At 69.2% G+C, this 20,441-nt stretch carries 21 protein-coding genes and 2 tRNA genes; 13 read left to right on the forward strand and 10 right to left on the reverse strand.

Going from position 1 to position 20,441, the window contains the following annotated elements; genetic code table 11:
- Positions 1–37 precede the first annotated feature (37 nt).
- Both galK and galT read right to left on the reverse strand, forming a co-directional pair.
- Positions 38–1,198, reverse strand: coding sequence for a galactokinase (gene galK, locus ACTHMF_RS08325; protein ID WP_314148169.1), 1,161 nt, complete (start codon positions 1,196–1,198; stop codon positions 38–40).
- 25 nt (positions 1,199–1,223) lie between these two features.
- Positions 1,224–2,405, reverse strand: a complete 1,182-nt coding sequence (galT, locus tag ACTHMF_RS08330) for a galactose-1-phosphate uridylyltransferase (RefSeq protein ID WP_440317061.1) — start codon at positions 2,403–2,405, stop codon at positions 1,224–1,226.
- 81 nt (positions 2,406–2,486) lie between these two features.
- On the opposite strand from galT, the gene ACTHMF_RS08335 reads away from it, so the two are divergent.
- Together ACTHMF_RS08335 and ACTHMF_RS08340 are read left to right on the forward strand one after the other, a co-directional pair.
- A complete protein-coding gene (locus ACTHMF_RS08335) occupies positions 2,487–3,272 on the forward strand; it encodes a DeoR/GlpR family DNA-binding transcription regulator (protein WP_314148166.1) in 786 nt (261 codons plus the stop codon).
- Between the two features lie 16 nt (positions 3,273–3,288).
- Entirely contained in the window at positions 3,289–4,224 is a 936-nt protein-coding gene (locus ACTHMF_RS08340) for an aldose 1-epimerase family protein (RefSeq protein WP_440317063.1), read from the forward strand.
- On the opposite strand, the gene ACTHMF_RS08345 is transcribed toward ACTHMF_RS08340, so the two are convergent.
- Positions 4,203–4,907, reverse strand: a complete 705-nt coding sequence (locus tag ACTHMF_RS08345; protein ID WP_440317065.1) for an SDR family oxidoreductase — start codon at positions 4,905–4,907, stop codon at positions 4,203–4,205. The genes ACTHMF_RS08340 and ACTHMF_RS08345 overlap by 22 nt on opposite strands.
- A 90-nt stretch (positions 4,908–4,997) precedes the next feature.
- Here ACTHMF_RS08345 and ACTHMF_RS08350 point away from each other — a divergent pair, with 90 nt between their 5' ends.
- Positions 4,998–5,621, forward strand: coding sequence for a TetR/AcrR family transcriptional regulator (locus ACTHMF_RS08350; protein WP_314148162.1), 624 nt, complete (start codon positions 4,998–5,000; stop codon positions 5,619–5,621).
- Here the strand turns inward: ACTHMF_RS08350 and ACTHMF_RS08355 are convergent.
- Entirely contained in the window at positions 5,596–6,690 is a 1,095-nt protein-coding gene (locus tag ACTHMF_RS08355) for a calcium:proton antiporter (protein WP_440317066.1), read from the reverse strand. The two genes, ACTHMF_RS08350 and ACTHMF_RS08355, sit on opposite strands and share 26 nt — an antisense overlap.
- Positions 6,691–6,756: 66 nt before the next feature.
- Here ACTHMF_RS08355 and ACTHMF_RS08360 point away from each other — a divergent pair, with 66 nt between their 5' ends.
- The 4 genes from ACTHMF_RS08360 (at position 6,757) to ACTHMF_RS08375 (ending at position 12,039) form a co-directional block, all read left to right on the forward strand.
- Positions 6,757–7,392 (forward strand): DUF4232 domain-containing protein, encoded by a 636-nt coding sequence (locus ACTHMF_RS08360; protein ID WP_440317067.1) that lies wholly within the window; start codon positions 6,757–6,759, stop codon positions 7,390–7,392.
- A 25-nt stretch (positions 7,393–7,417) separates the two neighbouring features.
- Complete coding sequence (locus ACTHMF_RS08365) at positions 7,418–8,695, forward strand: chloride channel protein (RefSeq protein WP_440317068.1); 1,278 nt, start codon at positions 7,418–7,420, stop codon at positions 8,693–8,695.
- 348 nt (positions 8,696–9,043) lie between these two features.
- Positions 9,044–10,651: an ABC-F family ATP-binding cassette domain-containing protein gene (locus ACTHMF_RS08370; protein WP_440317069.1), complete on the forward strand. Its 1,608-nt coding sequence runs from the start codon at positions 9,044–9,046 to the stop codon at positions 10,649–10,651.
- Positions 10,652–10,767: 116 nt separating this feature from the next.
- Positions 10,768–12,039, forward strand: coding sequence for a S1C family serine protease (locus ACTHMF_RS08375; protein WP_440317071.1), 1,272 nt, complete (start codon positions 10,768–10,770; stop codon positions 12,037–12,039).
- A gap of 13 nt (positions 12,040–12,052) precedes the next feature.
- Here the strand turns inward: ACTHMF_RS08375 and ACTHMF_RS08380 are convergent.
- The 5 genes from ACTHMF_RS08380 to ACTHMF_RS08400 form a co-directional block, all read right to left on the reverse strand.
- A tRNA-Lys gene (locus ACTHMF_RS08380) sits at positions 12,053–12,122 on the reverse strand.
- 105 nt (positions 12,123–12,227) lie between these two features.
- Complete coding sequence (locus ACTHMF_RS08385) at positions 12,228–12,644, reverse strand: hypothetical protein (protein WP_440317073.1); 417 nt, start codon at positions 12,642–12,644, stop codon at positions 12,228–12,230.
- A gap of 19 nt (positions 12,645–12,663) precedes the next feature.
- On the reverse strand, positions 12,664–12,930 hold the full coding sequence (locus ACTHMF_RS08390; protein WP_440317074.1) for a Txe/YoeB family addiction module toxin: 267 nt from the start codon (positions 12,928–12,930) through the stop codon (positions 12,664–12,666).
- A complete protein-coding gene (locus ACTHMF_RS08395; protein WP_440317075.1) occupies positions 12,923–13,171 on the reverse strand; it encodes a type II toxin-antitoxin system Phd/YefM family antitoxin in 249 nt (82 codons plus the stop codon). Before ACTHMF_RS08395 ends, ACTHMF_RS08390 begins: the two co-directional genes overlap by 8 nt.
- A 223-nt stretch (positions 13,172–13,394) precedes the next feature.
- Positions 13,395–14,402 (reverse strand): DUF4062 domain-containing protein, encoded by a 1,008-nt coding sequence (locus ACTHMF_RS08400; protein WP_440317076.1) that lies wholly within the window; start codon positions 14,400–14,402, stop codon positions 13,395–13,397.
- A gap of 197 nt (positions 14,403–14,599) precedes the next feature.
- On the opposite strand from ACTHMF_RS08400, the gene ACTHMF_RS08405 reads away from it, so the two are divergent.
- The 3 genes from ACTHMF_RS08405 to ACTHMF_RS08415 all read left to right on the forward strand — a co-directional run bounded on the left by ACTHMF_RS08405 (position 14,600) and on the right by ACTHMF_RS08415 (position 18,241).
- Entirely contained in the window at positions 14,600–14,776 is a 177-nt protein-coding gene (locus ACTHMF_RS08405; protein ID WP_440317077.1) for a hypothetical protein, read from the forward strand.
- Between the two features lie 502 nt (positions 14,777–15,278).
- Positions 15,279–16,784, forward strand: coding sequence for a reverse transcriptase domain-containing protein (locus ACTHMF_RS08410; protein ID WP_440317078.1), 1,506 nt, complete (start codon positions 15,279–15,281; stop codon positions 16,782–16,784).
- Between the two features lie 305 nt (positions 16,785–17,089).
- On the forward strand, positions 17,090–18,241 hold the full coding sequence (locus ACTHMF_RS08415) for a tyrosine-type recombinase/integrase (protein WP_440317079.1): 1,152 nt from the start codon (positions 17,090–17,092) through the stop codon (positions 18,239–18,241).
- Between the two features lie 18 nt (positions 18,242–18,259).
- Here ACTHMF_RS08415 and ACTHMF_RS08420 read toward each other — a convergent pair.
- Positions 18,260–18,332, reverse strand: a tRNA-Lys gene (locus ACTHMF_RS08420).
- A 57-nt stretch (positions 18,333–18,389) separates the two neighbouring features.
- Here ACTHMF_RS08420 and ACTHMF_RS08425 point away from each other — a divergent pair.
- From ACTHMF_RS08425 to ACTHMF_RS08435, 3 genes are all read left to right on the forward strand, one after another.
- Positions 18,390–19,019, forward strand: coding sequence for a DNA-directed RNA polymerase subunit beta (locus ACTHMF_RS08425; protein ID WP_440317080.1), 630 nt, complete (start codon positions 18,390–18,392; stop codon positions 19,017–19,019).
- A 185-nt stretch (positions 19,020–19,204) separates the two neighbouring features.
- Entirely contained in the window at positions 19,205–19,762 is a 558-nt protein-coding gene (sigK, locus tag ACTHMF_RS08430) for an ECF RNA polymerase sigma factor SigK (protein ID WP_314148155.1), read from the forward strand.
- Positions 19,759–20,441, forward strand: a 683-nt coding sequence (locus ACTHMF_RS08435) for an anti-sigma factor domain-containing protein (protein WP_440317081.1), incomplete at its 3' end; no start/stop codon positions are given. The genes sigK and ACTHMF_RS08435, both read left to right, overlap by 4 nt.

Raw genomic sequence — 20,441 nt, forward strand, 5'->3', positions numbered from 1 at the left:
TTGTGCACCGCGGCCGTGACGCGCAGGTGAACGCCGCTCAGCTCTCCCGCCGCGCCCCCTCGGACGCGCGCACGGTGAACAGGTCCGGCTGGCCGAAGCCGTGCTCGGCGAAGGCGCCGTCCAGGGCGACCAGCACCCGGCTGAGCGCGTCGGAGGGGACCAGCGCGATCGCGGAGCCGCCGAAGCCGCCTCCGGTCATCCTGGCGCCGATCGCACCGTTCGCCTGGGCCGTCTCGACGGCCAGATCGAGCTCGGGGACCGAGATCTCGAAGTCGTCGCGCATCGAGACGTGGGAGGCGTCCAGCAGCTCGCCGATCGCCTCCGGTCCCTTCTCGCGGAGCGTGCGCACCGTGTCCAGCACGCGCTGGTTCTCGGTGACGACGTGCCGGACGCGGCGGAAGGTCACGTCGTCCAGGATCTCCCTGGCGCGCGGCAGGTCGTCGACGCTCACATCGCGCAGCGACTCGACGCCGAGCGCGGCGGCGCCCGCCTCGCACGAGGCGCGGCGCTCGGCGTAGCCGCCCGTCGCGTGCGCGTGCGTGACGCCGGTGTCCATCACGAGGATCTCGAGCCCGGCCGCCTCGAGGCCGAGCGGGACGACCTCGGAAACGAGGGTGCGGCAGTCCAGGAAGACCGCGGAGTCCTCGCGGCCGAGCAGCGACGCGGACTGGTCCATGATGCCCGTCGGAGCGCCGACCGCGATGTTCTCGGCGCGCTGGCCGACGCGGGCGAGCGTCTGCCGGTCCAGGCCCAGCCGCCAGACGTCGTTCAGGGCCAGCAGGGTCGCGCCCTCGATGGCGGCGGAGGAGGACAGGCCGGCGCCGACCGGGACGTTGGAGTCGAGCAGCAGGTCGAAGCCGGGCACGGCGGCCAGGTCGGCGCCGAACTCGCCGAGCGCCCAGGCGACGCCGAGCGGGTACGCCGACCAGCCGTCCAGCGCCTCGGGCGAGAGGGCGTCCAGGTCCACCTCCACCAGCTCGTCGGCGAACGTGCTGCCGACGCGGATGGTGCGGTCCTCCCGCAGCCCGAGCGCGGCGACCGTGCGGCGGTTGATCGCGAACGGGAGCACGAAGCCCTCGTTGTAGTCGGTGTGCTCGCCGATCAGGTTGGCGCGGCCGGGGCTCGACCAGACGCCGTCGGGCTCGCGGCCGAACACCTCGGCGAAGTCGTCGCGGACACCGGTGCGCAGGTCGGTCATCGGTCGGCCTTTCAGGGGGAGGAGGTCAGAGGGAGGGGGTGGCGGCGGGGACGGTCACGAGACCCGATATGCCGGCGGGCAGCTCGCCGACCGGGTTGTCGCGGTCGGCTCTGGCGACGGCGTCGCGCAGGGCTGCGGCGGACTGCTCCGGCGGGATGTCGCCCACCCACGCGCCCATCGCGGACTCGGAACCGGCCAGGAACTTCAGCTTATCCGCGCCGCGCCGGGGCGACGTGATCTGCAGCATCAGCCGGATCTCGTCCCTGCGCACGTCGACCGGCGCCTGGTGCCAGGCGGCGATGTAGGGCGTCGGGGAGTCGTACAGCGCGTCCACCCCGCGCAGGACGCGGAGGTACAGCGTGGCGAGCTCGTCCCGTTCCTCGTCGGAGGTGGCGGCGATGTCCGGCACGTGCCGGTGCGGCAGCACGTGGATCTCGATCGGCCAGCGCGCGGCGAACGGCACGAACGCCGTCCAGTGCTCGCCAGCCAGGATCACGCGCTCGGAGGCGCGCTCGCGCTCCAGGATGTCGGCGAACAGGGTCGACCCGTAGCTGTCCAGCGAGCGGAGGAGCGCGTTCGTGCGCGGCGTGATGTACGGGTAGGCGTAGATCTGCCCGTGCGGGTGGTGCAGGGTGACGCCGATCGCCTCGCCGCGGTTCTCGAACGGGAACACCTGACGCACGCTCGGGATGGCGGACAGCGCCGTCGTGCGGTCGGCCCAGGCCTCGATCACCGTGCGTGCGCGCGAGGGCGTCAGGCTGCCGAAGGAGCCGGTGGTCGCGGGGGAGAAGCAGACCACCTCGCAGCGCCCGACGGAGGTACGGGTGCGGCCGAGGCCGACCTCCGCGAGGTCGTCGAGGCCGTGCGGCTGTTCGGCGTCCTCGGTGAGCGGCCCGAACGACGGCGACTTGTTCTCGAACACCGCGACGTCGTAGAGGCTCGGGATCTCGGAGGGGTTGCCTTCGGTGGCGGGCGCGAGCGGGTCGAGTTCGGCCGGCGGCAGCATGACGCGGTTCTGGCGGGCGGCCGCGATGGACACCCACTCGCCGGTGAGCGGGTCCTGGCGCATGGACGCGGTCGCGGGCCGCGGGGCGGGCTCGCGCAGGTCGGGGGAGCGCTCCGGGTCCAGCGCGGTGTCCGCGTCGTCGAAGTAGATGAGGTCCCGACCGTCGGAGAGCCGGTGCGGGCGCTTGGTGATGGCGGCCATGCGTACCTTTCGTTTCCGAAAGCGAGGGTAGTCGACTACTTACGAATTGACAAGAAAACGCAACCGCTGGACCATGTCCGTATGAGCGAACCGCTGCCGGCGCCGCTGCGACGCGAACGGATGCTCGAGCTGATCGGGCGGGCGGGCTTCGCGCGCGTCGCCGAGCTGAGCGAGGCCTTCCAGGTCTCCGACGTGACCGTCCGCAGCGACCTGGACGCGCTGGACGCGCAGCAGAGCATCCGCCGGGTCCACGGCGGCGCCGTCCTGCGCACCGGCGGCGTCCGCGAGGCCAGCTTCGAGGAGGCGCTGGAGTCCTCTGCGGACGAGAAGCGCAGGATCGGCGAGACCGCGGCGGCGCTCGTCGCCTCCGGCAGCAGCGTCCTGCTCGACGTCGGCACGACGACCGCGGCGATCGCGCGGGCGCTCGCGGACCGCGATGACCTCGAGGATGTCACGGTCATCACGAACGGCCTCACCATCGCCCTGGAGCTGGAGCGCGCGATCCCGCGCTTCCAGGTCGTCGTCACCGGCGGGACGCTGCGGCCGCTGCAGCACTCGCTCGTCGAGCCGCTCGCCGCGGTGCTGCTGGAGCGGATGCACGCCGACCTGGCGTTCATCGGCTGCACGGGCGTCCATCCCACCGGCGGCATCACGAACGTGAACCTGCCGGAGGCCGACCTCAAGCGCGTCATGGTCGGTTCGGCCACCCGCGCGATCGTCGTCGCCGACGGCTCGAAGCTCGGGCGCACGCACCTCGGCCGGATCGCCGCCGTGGACGAGGTCGCCGGGCTGATCACCGGGGACTCCGCCACGCCGGACGCGCTCGCGGGCATCCGGGACACCGGGCTGCCGGTGACCGTCGCCTGAGGCCTACGCTGAGGGTATGCGCGCACCCACCGGAGACCAGTACGAGCTCGAGTTCGGCGACCTGACGGCCACCGTCACGCAGGTGGCCGCCGGAATCCGCACGCTGCGCTTCGCCGGCGTCGACCTGATCGAGCCGTTCGCGGAGGACGCGACGCCGCCCTCCGCCGACGGGATCGTTCTTGTGCCCTGGCCGAACCGGGTGAAGGACGGCGTCTGGGAGCTCGACGGGGTCCCGCAGCGCCTGGCGATCACCGAACCTGCGCTCGGCAACGCGTCGCACGGGCTGCTGCGCTTCCGGCCGTACTCGCTGCTCGAGCGCACGGAGTCCTCCGTCACCCAGGCGGCGACGATCTACCCGGAGGCGGGCTACCCGTTCATCCTCGACACCGCCGTCACGCACGAGCTGGACACCGAGGGGCTCACCGTCACGCACACCATCGCCAACCGCGGCGATCGCAGTGCGCCGGTCGCCGTCGGCGCCCACCCCTACCTGCGGATCGGGGACGTGCCGGCGTCCCAGCTGACCCTGACCGTCCAGGCCGGGACGCGGTTCCTCACCGACGACCGGCTCAACGTGGTCGGGGAGGAACCGGTGCCCGGCACGCGCTACGACCTCTCGGCCGGCGCGCGGGTGAGCGAGCTCGACCTGAACGACGGCTTCGGCGGCCTGCAGGAGCGGCCGGAGCACATCCTGTCCGCCGACGACGGCCGCCGCCTCGTGCTCTGGGGCGACCCGGCGTTCGCCTACGTGCAGCTGTTCACCCACCGCTCGTTCGCCACCAAGGAGAAGGGCGACGTCGCGCTCGCGATCGAGCCGATGACCGCCCCGGCGAACGCGCTGAACACCGGGACGGGCCTGCGCTGGCTGGAGCCGGAGGAGACCTGGACGCTGTCCTGGGGCATCCGCCCCGAGGGCTTCGCCGGCAGCTCCTACCTCGCCAGCTGGGGGTAGAGCACGCGGACGTCCTCGTGCAGCACGGCCTTGACGCGCTGCGCCGTCTCGCCGACGATCGCCTCCGCCTCGCCGGCGGCCACCGCGTCCAGGGCCTCGCGCACCACGCGCTCCGGCGACTCCTTCGCGCCGTCGGCGTTCGCGGCCATCTCGGTGTCGACCCAGCCGACGTGAACGCCCACCACCTGGATGCCCTGCGGCGCGAGCTCGACGCGCGCCGAGTTGCTCGCCGACCAGAGCGCCGCCTTGGTCGCGCTGTAGGAGCCGACGGCCAGCCAGCTCAGGGCGGAGTGCATGTTCACGATCGCGCCGCCGCCGTTGGCGGCGATGACGGGCGCGAAGGCGCGGGTGAGGAGCACCGGGCCCCAGAAGTTGGTGTCGAACTCGCGGTGGATCTCGTCCAGGTCGCCGGAGACCAGCGACTGGTTGACGGCGATGCCGGCGTTGTTGACGAGGACGGTGGCGTCCGCCGCCGTCTCCGCAGCGCGCCGGATGCTGTCCGCGTCGGTCACGTCCAGCTGCAGCGGCACGACGCGCGGGTCGGTCACCGCGACGCTCTCGGGGCGGCGGGCGGCCGCGTAGACCTTCGAAACGCCGCGCTCGAGCAGCTCGGCGACGAAGGCCGCGCCGAGGCCCCGGTTGGCGCCGGTGACGACGGCGATGCGTCCAGCGAGATCGGTCATGGGATTCCTCCAGAAAAGTAAACGGATCGGTTTACCGGCAATGTACACAGATCGGTTTACTTTGCGCAACCCGCTCCGTAGAATCGACGCATGACCACCGCGACCGCCACCGCCTCCGCGCCCGCCGCCCGGCCGAAGCCGCGCGAGCGCGTGCTCGCGGCCGCCGCGCGGCTCTTCATCCGCGAGGGGGTCAACGCCGTCGGCGTCGACCGGATCGCGCAGGAGGCACAGGTCTCGAAGCGCTCGATCTACCAGCACTTCGAGGGCAAGGACGCGATCGTCGCCGAGATGCTGCGCAGCTACGGCCCGCGCGTCGTCGCCGGCTACTTCGCGCCGGAGGACGACGGCACTGCGCCGCGCGAGCGCGTGCTGCACGTCTACGACGCCCTGCACGCCGCCGCGGAGGCCAGCGACTTCTACGGCTGCCCGTTCGTGAACGTGGCGACCGAGCTGCGCGACCGCGAGCATCCCGCGGCGCAGGTCGCCCGGCACTTCAAGGACGAGTTGACCGCGTACTTCGAGCGTCAGGCGGAGCGCGCCGGCGCGAGCACGCCGCACCTGCTCGCGGTGCAGCTGACGCTGCTGTTCGACGGCGCGGCGGCCAGCGCGGCGATGTGCGGCGGCACCCCGCTCGCCGCCCGGCTCGCGGCCGAGGCCCTGTGGGATGCGGCCGTGGCGCCGGAGGCGGCTACGGCGCGATCGACAGGAAGATGAACGCCGCGAAGATGATCAGGTGGATGGTGCCCTGCATCCGCGCGGCGCGTCCCTGGACGATCGTCAGGATGCTGACGGCGACCGTGAGCGCCAGCAGCACGATCTGACTCGCCCCGAGCCCGAGGTGCAGCGCGCCGGGCAGCCAGATCGAGGCGACGGCGATGGCGGGGATCGTCAGGCCGATGCTCGCGATCGCCGAGCCGAGCGCCAGGTTCAGGCTGGTCTGCATCCGGTTCCGGCGCGCCGCTTTCGCGGCCGCGATGCCCTCGGGGAGCAGCACCAGCAGGGCGATGATGACACCGACGAACGACTGCGGCAGGCCGATCCCGGTCACCGCCCGCTCGATCGGGGTGGACTCCAGCTTGGCGAGGCCGACCACGGCGACCAGAGCGACCAGGAGCAGCAGCAGGCTCACGATCGCGGTGCGCGTGCTCGGCGCGTCCGCGTGGTCGTCGTCGCGCAGCGGCCTGCCCTTGGCGGTCACCGGGAGGAAGAAGTCGCGGTGCGCGAAGGTCTGCGTGAACACGAACATCGCGTAGAGCGCGAACGACGCGATCGCGGCGAAGGCCAGCTGGCTCGGCGAGAACTGCGGGCCGGGCGTCTCGGTGAACGTCGGGACCACCATCGTCAGCGTCGCCAGCGCCGTGACCGTCCCGAGCGCCGAGCCGCTGCCCTGCGCGTTGAACGCGGTGGTCTCCCTGCGCGAGGCGGCGAGCAGCAGGCTCAGGCCGACGATCCCGTTCATGGTGATCATCACGGCGGAGAACACGGTGTCGCGGGCGAGCGTCGCCGAGTCCTTGCCGCTGGTCATCAGGGTCACGATCAGCGCGACCTCGATCACGGTCACGGCGATCGCGAGCACCAGCGAGCCGAACGGCTCCCCGACGCGGTGCGCGACCACCTCGGCGTGCTGGACGGCGGCGAGCACGGTCCCGGCCAGGACCACGCCGATCAGCGCGACGGCGACGGGGCCGAGCGGCACCGTCCAGAACGCGGCGAGCACGACGACGCCGATGATCGGGACGATGATCGCCCAGTACCTGGTGAGCCACGATCCCAGCGCCTTCATGTGTCCATCCTGCCAGGGCGGCGCGTCCGCGGGCGGATCGGTCGTCCGGGATGCTTCGATGAACGCATGGCTGCCGCACGTCCCTCGTCACTCGTCTCGCGGAGCGTCACGACGCTCGCCATCGCCGTCGCCCTCGGCGCCGCCCTCGTCGGCTGCTCCACCGGGGGGACCCCGACCGCATCGCCGTCGGACTCCGCGTCCACGACGTCCACGCCGGTCGACACCGGCACGACGACGCCCCGGCCGACGTCGACGAGCACCGCGACCCCGATCGACGGCCAGTGCGACACCGGCAAGCTGACCGGGACCATCGGCAAGGGCGGCGGCGGCGCGGCGGGGAGCGTCGAGGTCACCCTCGTGCTCACCAACAACGGCACCGCCAAGTGCTCGCTGCAGGGCTGGCCAGGCGTCTCCTTCGTCGGCGACGGCAACGGCACCCAGCTCGGCGCGCCGGCGCAGTTCGACAGGAGCACGCCGCACCCGACCGTCGTCCTGCAGCCGGGCGGCTCTGCGCAGGCGCCGCTGAAGATCGGCAACGCGCAGAACTACGATGCGGCCGACTGCAAGCCGAAGCCCGCGGACGGCTTCCGCGTCTACCCGCCGGGGTCGACCGAGTCGCTGTTCGTGAAAGACGCGAACGTCACCGCCTGCACGAGCGACACCATCGTGCTGCTCACGGTCGGCGCCCTCGTCGGGAGCTGACCGGACCGACCGATACCCTGGAGGCGTGCCCTCCCCCCGACCCGCGCGTGGCTCCGCGACGCCGCGCTGGCTGTTCCGGCTCGTCGTCGTCACGGCGCTCGTCGGCATCGGCTCCGGGGTAGGCGGCGGGCTCGTCTACCTGGCCCTGCACGCCATCCAGCACCTGGCCTTCGGCTACTCGGAGGGTACCTTCCTGGACGGCCTGCTCGAGGCGCCGCCCGTGAACCGGGTGGTCGCGCTCGCCGTCGCCGGTGTCATCGGCGGCGTCGGCTGGTGGCTGCTGCGGCGCTGGGGCAGGCGCGACCCCGGGCACGCCGTGGTCTCGGTGGAGGCGGCGGTCGGCGGGCGCAGGATGCCCGGCTTCGTCACCCTCGCGAACGCGGGCCTGCAGGTGGTCATCGTCGGCCTCGGCGCCTCGATCGGGCGCGAGGTCGCACCGCGCGAGGTCGGCGCGCTGTGGGCGTCCTGGCTCTCGGAGACGGCCGGGGTGAGCGCCCGCGAGCGGCGCATCCTCGTCGCGTGCGGCGCCGGCGCCGGTCTCGCCGCCGTCTACAACGTCCCGTTCGGCGGCGCGGTGTTCGCGGTCGAGATCCTGCTCGCCGAGATCAGCTTCGCGACCGTCCTGCCCGCCCTCGCCACCTCGGCGGTGGCCACCATCGTCGCCCGCATCGTCGTGCCGGCGAACCCGCTGTACCTGGTGCCGCAGGTGCCGCTGTCCCCGACCATCGTGGTCTGGTCGATCCTGGCCGGGCCGCTGCTCGGCTTCGCGGCGGTCGGCTTCGTGCGCCTGGTGCGGTTCTTCCAGGACCACCGCCCGCGCTCGTGGGGCATCCTGATCGTGATGCCGCTGGTGTTCATCGCCGTCGGCTTTCTCTCGCTCGCGTTCCCCGCGATCCTCGGCAACGGCCGGTCGCTCGGCCAGCTGGCGATGACGGCCACGCTGCCGGTGCTGCTCATCTTCGTGACGACGCTCGTGAAGACCGCGGCGACGGTCGGCACGATCGGCGCGGGCGCCGCGGGCGGGACGCTGACCCCGTCCCTGGCGATCGGCGCCGGCCTCGGCCTCAGCATCGGCGCGCTGTGGGACCTGGTGTGGCCGGGCGCGCCGCTCGCCGCGTTCGCGTTCATCGGCGCCGCCGCGTTCCTCGCCGTCACGATGCGCGCGCCGCTGACCGCGCTCCTGCTGCTGATCGAGTTCACCAACCAGGGCCCCGAGATGCTCGCCCCGCTGATGCTGTGCATCGCGGGCGCGGTGGCCGTCGGCTACGTCCTCGAGCGCAACCGCGTCACCGGCGTCGCCTAACGCCGCCGCTGCGCCTCCGCGACTGCGCCACCGCGTCACGTCTGCGGCTGCGCGCGCACGCGCAGACGTGACGGCGCGGCGCATTCGTTCGCCACGGGCGTGCGGCTGGTGCCCGGTGCGCGGACGCGGCGCTGGTAGCATCGACGTCATGGAATCGATCGAGGTCGACAGAGCCTAGCCACCGGAGCGCCGGTGGCTTCGTCGTGAACGCGTCCCGCGTGTCCGCCCGATGGCGTCGACAGCGCGACGCGGCGCAGCGCCGCCCGGGCTCCACACGGCTCGAACACACCCTCGAACATCCCCGCTCCCGCGCGCCGACGCGCGCCCGGGAGAGAAAGCGATTCCAGCATGTCCAGCGCATCCGCGATCACCCTGCACGACCTCACCTTCGAGTGGCCGGACGGCACGGTCGCCCTCGACCACGTCAGCGGCACCTTCGGCACCGGCCGCACCGGCCTGATCGGCCGCAACGGTGCGGGCAAGTCCACCCTGCTCCGCCTGATCGCCGGCGAGCTCACCCCGACCTCCGGCCGCATCGACACCGCGGGCGACGTCGGCTACCTTCCCCAGTCCCTGACCCTGCGGCGGGACACCACGGTCGCCGAGCTGCTCGGCATCCACGGCATCCTCGCAGCGATGGCCGCGATCGAGTCCGGGGATGTCGACCAGCGGCACTTCGACGCGATCGGCGACGACTGGGACATCGAGTCCCGTGCCGACGAGGCCCTGCACCAGGTGGGGTTCTCCGCCGCCGACCTGCACCGTCGCGTCGCGGAGCTCTCCGGCGGCGAGGCGATGCTCATCGCGATCACCGGCCTGCGCGTCCGCCGCACCCCAATCACCCTGCTCGACGAGCCGACGAACAACCTCGACCGGCCCACCCGCGCGAAGCTGGCGGAGCTCGTCGATCAGTGGCCCGGCACGCTCGTCGTCGTCAGCCACGACCTCGAGCTCTTGGAGCACATGGACGGCACCGCCGAGCTGTTCGGGGGAGCGCTGGAGTGGTTCGGCGGCCCGTACAGCGCCTGGCTGGAGCACCGCGAGGGCGAGCAGGCAGCCGCGGTGCAGGCCGCGCGCTCGGCGCAGCAGGCCCTGAAGGTCGAGAAGCGGCAGCGGGTCGAGGCGGAGACCAAGCTCGCCCGGCGCGAGCGGACCGCCAAGAAGACCCAGCGCGACGGCGGCATCCCGAAGATCCTCGCGGGCAACCGCGCGAGCAAGGCGCAGGCGTCCGCCGGCTCGATGCGCACCGCACTCGACGACAAGGTGCAGGCCGCGCAGGCCGCCGTGGACGCCGCCGACGCCCGGGTGCGCGAGGAGGAGCACATCCACCTGACGCTGCCCGACCCCGACGTCCCGCGCGGCCGCCGGCTGGCCGAGCTGGAGGACGGCGGGCGGACCGTCGTCGTGCAGGGCCCGGAGCGGGTCGCCCTCGTCGGTGCGAACGGCACCGGCAAGTCCACGCTGATCGAGCACCTGCTGCGGGGCACCGAGCCCGTTCCCGGCCGCCCGCACGGCCGTCTGCTGACCGATCGGGTCGGCTACCTGCCGCAGCGCCTCGACGGCCTGGACGAGGACGCGAGCGCGATGCAGAACGTCCAGTCGGTCGCGCCGGCCGCCGCGGCGGGCACCGTGCGCAACCAGCTGGCGCGGCTGCTGCTGCGCGGCGACAGCGTCGACCGTCCCGTGCGCACGCTGTCGGGAGGCGAGCGCTTCCGGGTCTCGCTCGCACGGCTGCTGCTCGCCGAGCCGCCCGCGCAGCTGCTGGTCCTCGACGAGCCGACGAACAACCTCGACATCGCCAGCGTCGAGCAGCTCGCCGAGGCCCTGGACGCCTACCGCGGCGCCCTCCTCGTGGTCAGCCACGACCACGGCTTCCTGGAGCGGATCGGCGTCGACACCGTCATCGAGCTGGACGACGCCGGCCGGATGCACCAGCGGGCGGAACTCGTCGGATGACGCGTTCATAGCCGGCTCTGGGTTTCTCGCAGCGGGGACATAGCCGCGGCCTGTCGTGCTCCCATCCCGCCGCGATGTGCTCTGTGGGTCGGACGTCGAGTCGAGAGGACAGGGCCATGCAGGTGGGATCGGGAACACGGGTGGAGGAGGGCGGCGTGGGCGCCGCGACGACAGGACGACGGGGCCGGAGGCGCGTCGTCGTCCTGTCGGCCGCCGTCGCGGCGATGGTCGCGGCGGGCGCGACCTTCGGGATCGCCGCGATCGGTGGCGGGGCGGGCGCGAGCGCGGCAGCGGCGTCGTCCTCCTCGCCCGCATTCGGCACCGCGCTCGCCCGGATCGGTTCCGGATACTCCGGGTACCGCGGCTCCGGTGGTTACAGCGATGCCCCCGGCTACGGGTCCTCCGACTCGACCGGCACCTCGACCCTCGCGAGCGCGACCGCGTCCCAGGAGGTCGGCGTCGTGGACATCACCTCCGAGCTCGGCTACGACCAGGCGGAGAGCGCAGGCACCGGCCTCGTCCTGACCTCGACCGGCGAGATCCTCACGAACAACCACGTCGTGGAGGACGCGACCAGCATCACCGTGACCGTCGTCTCCACCGGCGCCAGCTACTCCGCGACCGTGGTGGGCACGGACGCCACGGACGACGTGGCCGTGCTCCAGCTGGGCAACGCCTCCGGCCTGAGCACAGCGCACCTCGACACGTCGGGGGAGGTCGCGATCGGCGACGCGGTCACCGGCGTCGGCAACGCTGGCGGGGTCGGCGGCACGCCCTCCGCGTCGCCGGGGACCGTCACCGCCCTCGACCAGACGATCACCACGCAGGCGGAGACGGCGGCCGCATCCGAGACGCTGAACGGCCTCATCGAGACGGACGCGGACATCCAGGCCGGCGACTCCGGCGGCCCGCTCTTCAACGCGTCCGACGAGGTCATCGGCATCGACACCGCTGCCGCGCAGAGCGGCGAGACCGCCGGCTACGCCATCCCGATCGAGGACGCGCTGGCCATCGCCGCCGAGATCGAGGCCGGCCACGCCTCGTCCACGATCACCATCGGCTACCCCGCCTTCCTCGGCGTCGAGGTCGCCCCGTCCACGGACGCGTCCGGCGCGGCCGACCTGCACGGTTCCTCCGGCGCAGCGCAGGCTGACCCGTCCGGAGCGACCATCGCGGGCGTCATCGCCGGCGGCCCCGCCGCGACCGCGGGCCTCGCCGCGGGCGACACGATCACCGCCCTGAACGGCACCCCCATCGCCTCCGCCCAGACCCTCACCCAGGCCCTCGCGACGCTCACCCCCGGCCAGCGCGTCAGCCTCGCCTGGACCGACACGGTCGGCGCAGCGCACACCGCAGAGGTCACGCTGGCGCGCGGGCCGGTGGCGTAGGCGGGATACGAGGTGGGCCCCGTGGGGCTCGAACCCACGACCCGCGGATTAAAAGTCCGCTCGGGCTCCGCGCCAGGGGAGCCGCGACTCCGAAAATCCGCGGAATTCCGCGCTTTTGGAGCGCATTGAGATCACTATGTCCTCAGGTGATCTCATCCGGGTGTGGGCAAATTGTGGGCACGTGGCTCTTAGCGCGGGGTTGGCTCCGCCTCGATGAGGTACCCATCCGAATCCTGCGACAGGAGCGCGGTAGCCCGCCACGGCTGCCGAATGTCCGGAAGATCGAAGGCTTCGAACTCGTATGACCGCACACAGGACAAGCTTCCGCGCAGGGTCATCCTTTCGCCTACTTCGGGAAGACGACCCTCGGCCGCGTCCTGAGTCAGAGCCTTGGATGTCGACGTAGCTAAAACGGTCTCGAATAGCTGATTGAGCTCGTCAGTTCTGGACCACTCCACAATTCCGTCATACGATTCGTCGCGCCCGTCGGCTGTCCACATACAACCCAGCCGAACCGCCATGAGAGGTATGTCTACACCTGGCAATGGGTGGGGAATCTCGTCGTCGATGACCACGCCATCCGGAATATGGATCCGCACGCTCACAGGCTCAACTTATGTCGGATCAGTAGTGGTAGCGAGCCTGCAGGATGATCACGAAGGCGTCGTCGACCAAGTACACGAGACGGTTCGCTTCATCGATGCGCCGAGACCACGCCCCAGCCAGCGCGTGTTTCAGCGGCTCCGGCTTGCCGACGCCCTCGAAGGGGTCGTCGCGCAGGATGTCTTCGATCAAGAGGTTGATCCGCTTGAGCGTTCGCCGGTCCTGGCCCTGCCAGTCGAGGTAGTCCTCCCAGCCGCCGGCGGTCCAGGCGAGCTTGCGATCACTCACCGGTCATGTCGTGCTCGGTGATGTCTCCTGCACGTGCGCTCTCGATGGCGTCGATGAGGCGTCGTGCGTTCTTGGGGGAGCGCAGGAGGTAGGTGGTCTCAAGCAGCGAGTCGTACTCGTCCTTGGACATCAGCACGGCCGAACCGCGCTTGGACGTGATCTCGACTTCGGTCTGGTCGAGGTTGACGCGTTCGATGAGGCCGAACAGGTCGCTGCGCGCCTCGCTTGCTGTGATGGCCATAATTCCTCCAAGTGGTACAAGATATCGTACCATCCGGAAATAGCTGGTCGACGGCACCGACCTCTGAGTCTCCTGTGGTGATCACTGAGATCTGACGAGGTGGATCAAGCCCACTCAGGCGGATGCGTCAATGCAGCGGCGAGTGGTGCAGACCCTCATTGCCCCAGGGCTGCTCAGAGTCAGGTCTGGGCGCTGTCCACGTACTTTCGCAGACCCGTCCTCGTCAGCGGGAGGCGGATCGGGCCACGGACGCGTTTCGAACTGGGTCCTCCCCGGCAGAACCAGACTCTTCGTACCCCACTACGTCTTCCAAGGTGAAGCCTGAGGCCCCGAGGATTGCAGAGAGCTTTTCGCGAAGTTCCTTGTAGTTGCGCACCATTTCGCGGCGTCGAGCGTTGGTCACCTCGCCGGAGCTCGAAATGATGTTCGCCTCATCTGTGTCTTCCGGCCCCCTGTACGGTCGCAATTCCTTGCCTAGTGCTTCTGCGCATTCTTCAAGGGTTGGCCATTTCAGAATGTCGCCCGGCTTAGGGCTTCCGCCGAAATAGCGAAAGTCGCCAACGATAGGTTCGCCGACCATGGCTTGGAGCAGGTTGACGTACACCCTGTCCATGGGCGTACCCACTGATCGAAGAATCTGCGATGCAATGAGTTCGACTCGAGTGTTGACGCTAGTCAAGACTTCTAGAGTGTCTACGACTTGGGCTTCTCTGGACGTGCTGGAAAGGTGATCGTGCATCATTCCTGCCCACTGCGCTCGGAGATATGTCTCGATGTCCGAGATCGTGCGAAAGGGCACTAGCGCGTTGTTTTCCGCCTGCTTCCGGACCGAATCAATGAACTCAAATATCTTCACGTTGTCGGCGTTGGGGAACTTCATTTGTGACAACGCCTCAGGCGAGCCCACGTTAGCTTGATAGACGGCGTAATCGTTGAACGTCGACTGTTCTACCATCGCAAAGACCGGGATCTTGTCTTTTACTGCGCGCTGATACTCGGCGTTCGTGACGGACTCGTCCGATCCGGGAAGCGCCATCCCGTAACGGCCACCGATCAACAGCACCATCAGGTCGGCGTTCGATACCTCCTTCAGGCATGCTTCCGCCGCGGTGGTCGTCGGATCGTAATAGACCGCACCCTCTTCGCTCAGCACGGGGATATAGCCAAACTGTTCAATGAATCGTTTGAGCGATTCCCGCGCGTATCGGAGGTCGTAGAAGGTCGAGCTCACGAAAACTGTAGGGGCGGCCATGTTTGCATCTTCCCAGTTCCTAGAGCGAGACGAGAAGGACCCATTGTGGCGTCAGCGACCTGATCGCGCTCGGCGAGCGAGTTTCATTGTGGATAGCGGATCCGGTTGCTTAGTGCCTGTCGGGTCAGTCCTGTTCGCCCCGCAAGCGAATTCCACGTCTCTCCACTCGCGCGCAGGTGCGCGACCAGGTCGTCGCGTTCCTGCCGCGCGGACTCCTGATCTCGACGAAGTCGGTCGATAGCCTCCAGCTCCAGCATCGCGTCGGCGGCGTGCCGCTGAGCGGCCTCTCGCTCACGCTCTTCAGCGCGCCGAATCGCGGCGGCGTCGTGTGCCTGGCGCTGCCGCGCGTATGACGCTTCGCGCCGGCTCGCCTTGCCTGAATTCCCCCGATTTGCCATGCAACCTGGTTTACACGCGACCGCTGTCATTCATTGGGCTGCCGAAAAGGTCCACTTAAAGTGCCTGCGTGCATTAGGTAGTTGGCCTTTGCTCCTCGTCCCTATCCGGGCCTCTCATTCTTTGGTCTCGTCTGGTACCTCGCTTCTTATCGCTTGCTTCACTCACATGTCCTCTTGACTTGATCCTGGAAACCTCCCTTCTACTACAGCTAGGGCGATAGCATGATCGAACGCCTCAACAGGGGCCAAACTTCGTGCCGTTTGTGAGGGGACGCGGGCTGATCACCCCCCACTCACTCGGATCCACTTGCGAGAGCAAGTTGGGTTGCGTAGTTGCGTATTTTGGTGGGCACGCGGTTCGGGGTGCCCGGTTCCGCCGGGCACCCTCGCGCCAACTCATGGGGGCGAGATGTGGTGGCAGTTATCCGACGAGCTGCGGGACAAGGCGCAGCGGGGTGTGCTGGAGTACGAGCGGTACCGTCAGGTCATCCGTGATGAGAATCATCGTCGACAGAGGCGGACAACTGGTAAGCCCCTCCAGCTCGATGTCCAGGAGCCTGAGTCCTGGGCTCTTGACTCCGGCCACAACCCCTTCCATGTGAGGGCTCGGCACGAGACGATCGCTCACTCGGTCACTAACCAGTTGAAGGCTGGCGCTTTTGCCCCCGCTCGACCGGCGGGTTTCGTTGTCGCCAAACCGTCTGGCGGTACCCGAACCATCAGCCACTTTCGAATTGTCGACGAACTGATCTCGCTTCGTCTGTTCCGATCCTTAATGGACAAGAACCGTTCTCTTTTGAGCGCTCGGGCATACGCATACCGGTTAGACCTCTCGCCGCATGATGCCCTCGCGCACATCGGTCGTGAATTCGCGCGGGAGCAGCGCGTGTTTGTTGCTGAGTTCGATTTCAGCAAGTTCTTCGACACGATCTCGCACGAGTACCTTCGTCATGCATTCAGCTCGCTCGGCCTTCGAATCACACCCCTTGAACGACGTCTGATCGACCAGTTCTTGGCGACACCTGAACCGTATCTGTCTCTAGCTGAGAAGTCGGCTCGCGCCCCGAGCCGACTGACAGGCATCCCGCAGGGCACGTCCCTTTCTCTCTTCTTGGCGAATGTAGCTGCTGCGGAACTGGACCGATCGCTAGAGCGGCTTGGCGTGGGTTTCGTGCGGTACGCGGACGACACGTTGATCTGGAGTCATACCTACGCTGAAATCAGCGAGGCGGTCGACGCTTTGCATGCCGCGTCGGCCAACATCGGCTCCGAGATCAATCTCGAGAAGAGCCCTGGCGTCCGCCTCCTTGTGCCAGAGGGGACCAAGTCTGCAGAGATGAGTTCCACTCGGGCCGTGACTTACCTCGGCCACGAGATTGGCCTGCGCAAGACGAGCATGAAAGCTTCCGCAGTGCAGCGGATCAAGTCGCGCGTAAACGAGCTACTTTTCGCAAATCTCCTCCGCGAACCTGGCAGAGGGACTCAAAACTTAGCCCGTCTGTCAGGAATTAACGACAGAGACTACGTCACCTACATTTGGCAGTTGAGGCGGTATCTGTATGGCCCCCTCAGCGAGAATCAGGTTCGTAAGTTCCAAAGTGGTGCGGTCCCGGCCATGTCGTTCGAAGGTGCGATGAGCTACTTTCCCCTCGTCGATGATGAACCCCAGTTGGTCGGACTCGACGCATGGATCGCGTCCCAGACCTGGCTGGCCGTTCGGAAACGTGAGCGCTTGCTAAAGCGTCGGATGGGTCGCACCGTTCAACCATGGGGGCTCACGAAGCGCGATCTCATAGGACTTATCGTTGAATCAGAACGAACTGGCGAACGCGTCGACCTCCGCCTGCCAAGCGTCAGGCGGATCTCAAGTGCTATTCGGCAGAGTGTCGAAGCTCATGGACTGCGAGTACTACGCAACGTCGAAGATCCCTATCTCTACGATGAGCGTCTTGACAATGCCTAATCGGTGCGGGAACTCTGTCCGCCCCGCCCAAGGCATCCTCGCGCGCTGAGCGACCGAGTCAAGGGTGCAGCTCCGCTGCATCGCGGAGCGACGCGCAGCGCCCTTGACACGGTCTCTCAACGCGCCATCATCGGGCGTCGGGGCGGTTCAAGAAGCTGTGTGATTTCTACCAACGTCTGATCTGCGCGCCGTTTCCAGCCCGAAACGACAACGTGTAAGTGAGGGGCAAGTTTTCCGCTCTGGCCCCTCCCGCGAGCCGTGCAGTGTCGGTGCACGATTGGAGACTCGAGTCTGGGGTGAGGTCAATGGGGAGCATCAGCGCGTACGAGACCGTCGCTGGACGGCGCTATCGAGTCCGGTACCGGACCCCGGGACACCAGCAAACGGACAAGCGTGGCTTCCGCACCAAGCGTGACGCCGAGCTGTACCTGGCATCGCTGGAGTTGGCGAAAGCGCGAGGCGACTATGTGCCAGCTGCCCAGGCCGGCGTCACCTTCGCGATCTGGAGCGAGAAGTGGATCGACTCGCTCGTGCAAGTGAAGCCCAGCACACTCCAGGGCTACGTCTCCATCACCCGCAGACGTCTCCAACCGCGGTGGGGCTCCACCCCGTTGAACGCGATCACGCACTCAGACATCCAGTCATGGATCTCCGACGAGAACAGCCGAGTCGGCGCCCGCACCGTCCGCTCCTACCATCGGGTCTTCTCGATGATCCTGAAGTACGCGGTGCGTGATGGCCGTCTCGGCCGCAATCCCGCCGACGGTATCCGGCTGCCCCGTATCCGGCCCAAGAAGCATCCGTACCTCACCCATGCCCAGCTGCACGAGCTGGCCGCCCTATGCGGCTCAGAGGGCCTTGTAGTGCTGTTCCTGGGCTACACCGGCCTGCGCTGGGGGGAGCTCGCGGCACTGGAGTGCCGGAAAATCGACTTCACCCGCCGACGCCTCCAGGTCGACCGAGCCGTGGTCGAGCTGACCGACGGGCAACTGGTCTACGGCTCGCCGAAGAATCACCAGCAGCGGAGCGTCCCGTACCCGTCGTTCCTGACCGACCAGCTGCGGGCGCTCGTCGCGTCGAAGAAATCACGCGACCTGCTCTTCACGTCGCCCTACCGCCGACCGCTCCGCGTCAACAACTGGAAGCGCAAAGCCTTCGACAAGGCCGCCGACGCCCTGGCCGACAACCATCCCGACCTGCTGCGCCCGACGGTCCACGACCTCCGCCACACGGCCGCGAGCCTGGCCATCTCGGCGGGCGCCAACGTCAAGGCCGTGCAGCGGATGCTCGGCCACGCGTCCGCGGCGATGACCCTCGACGTCTACGCGGACCTCTTCGACAATGACCTGGATGCCGTTGGAGACGCATTGAGCCGTCTTGGTACTCCGGAAGTTGAGGTCAAAGTGTGGGCAAATCCCGAATTCGCGGCTTCCGAATCCGCCGCCGATCGCCTCTGATCCCTGTGACTCGCTGGGTGGGCCCCGTGGGGCTCGAACCCACGACCCGCGGATTAAAAGTCCGATGCTCTACCGACTGAGCTAGAGGCCCTCGTCCCCTAATCTACCGTGGATCGCACGCCGTCCCGGACAGGGGGAGAATAGGGGAATGCCTGATCGCTTCCACAAGCCGACGCTGTTCCCCGGCGGGATGTTCGAGGCCTTCCTCGGGGGTGACGATCCCGCGCAGATCAGCCGGGTGGCCCACGAGACCGCTCAGGCGCTGCTCGCGCGCGTTCGGGAGGAGCAGGATCCGGCCGTCGTGGACCGGCTGGTCGCGTACACCGACGCGCACGGGATCGACGCGCTCGCCGAGCTGTGGTCGCGGTCGAACGCCAAGAGCCTTCCCGGGGCGCTGTGGCGCATCTACCTGCTGCGGCTGCTGATCCGGCAGGACGCGGAGGGGACGGCCCTGCTGTTCCAGCGCGGCATCGAGCTCAGCACCGGCATCGACCCGGTCGTCGCCGGTGCGCCGACGCCCGCCGGGCCCGCCGAGGTCACCGAGCTCGCCGACCGCATCCTGCGCGGCGTGTTCGAGGGCGACTTCGCCGTCGCGCTGGAGCGCGCCGCGGCGTTCTGCCGGGTGACCGCCGCCGGCTGCGTCTCCGTGGCCGACGACCGGGATGCGGTCGACCCCGAGCGCGCGAGCGAGCTCACGACGCGCGCGCTGCGTTTCACCCGCACCGCGGAGGAGCTCGCGGCGTGCGCGCGGCTGTGGCGGACGGATTCCCTCGATTAGTTCTCCCGTCGCGAACGCCACGCCGGTAGACCCTCCCTCAGGCTCCTGTAAACTCGATGGAGCCGGGCCGCAGTAACCCCGGGCTCCAAAACTAGCCGCTTCGAGCGGCCTCGCGCCGAGAGGCGTTCTGCGGCCCGGCACTTCTTTTGTCAGAGCGGCCGACCGTCGCTCGGAGCGGAGACGATGTGGACGACGCCCCGGCCGAGCTGGATGCGCTGCTCACGCGCACCGCGGCCGGCGACCAGGCCGCGTTCTCCGACTTCTACGACCGGACCGTCTCCCGCGTCCTCGGTCTCATCCGCCGCATCCTGGTGGACGCCGCGCAGTCCGAGGAGGTCGCCCAGGAGGTCTTCCTGGAGGCGTGGCAATCCGCTGCGCGGTTCGATCCGAATAAGGGACGAGCGCTCACCTGGATCATGACGATGGCCCACCGGAGGGCGGTCGACCGGGTGCGAGCCTCGCAGGCCGCGCGCGAGCGCGACACCGCGATCGGCATCCGCGACCTGCCGACGGCGTTCGACGACGTGGCGGAGACGGTCGAGGTGCGCGTGGAGCACGAGCGGGTGGAGGAGGCGATGGCGGTGTTGAGCGAGGCGCAGCGCCGGGCGATCACCCTCGCCTACTACGGCGGCCTCACCCAGAGCGAGATCGCGGCCGAGCTCGGGATCCCGCTCGGCACAGCCAAGACACGGCTGCGTGATGCGATGATACGGCTGCGAGACGAACTGGGGGTGACGAGATGACCGAGGAGCGACGGCTGGGAGACCGGCTGGGCGCGCAGTCCGAGCAGGAGGCGCGCGAGTTCGAGGAGACCGCCGCCCGGCTCGGGCTCGCCGCCGACCCGGTCGAGCCGAGCCCGCGGCTGAAGGCGGACCTGTTCGCCAAGATCGCCGTGACGCCGCAGGTCCCCGCAGAGGGGCAGGACGAGGTGCCCGTCGCCACTGAGGAGCCCGCCGCGGCACCCGCGCCCGGCCCCGCCGGCCCTGTCGGCCCCGCCGAGCGTGCCGCGCGGAAGCGCTGGTTCCAGCGTCCCGCCGCCATCCTCGCCGCCGCGGCCGCCGCCGCGATCCTCTTCATCGGCGGCGCGTTCGTCGGCGTCTCGCTCGCGGGCAACGACGCCTACCAGCGTCAGCAGGCGACGGCGCTCGCCGCGATCAACGCCGCGCCGGACGTGCAGCGCGCGAGCGCGGACGTCAGCGGGGGAGGGACGGCGACGCTGGTGTGGTCCGGCGCGCTCGGCCGGTCCGCGCTCATCGCGACCGACCTCCCCGAGCTGCCGAGCGGCAAGACCTACGAGCTCTGGTACATCCGCGACGGCCAGGCCACGGCGGCCGGAACGATGAACGCGACCGGCGGCCCCGACGCGACGTGGCGCGTCCTGACCGGCCGGATGGCCGCGGGCGACACCGTCGGCGTCACCGT

It is taken from the genome of Leifsonia sp., assembly GCF_051955155.1.
Classification (GTDB): Bacteria; Actinomycetota; Actinomycetes; order Actinomycetales; family Microbacteriaceae; genus Leifsonia.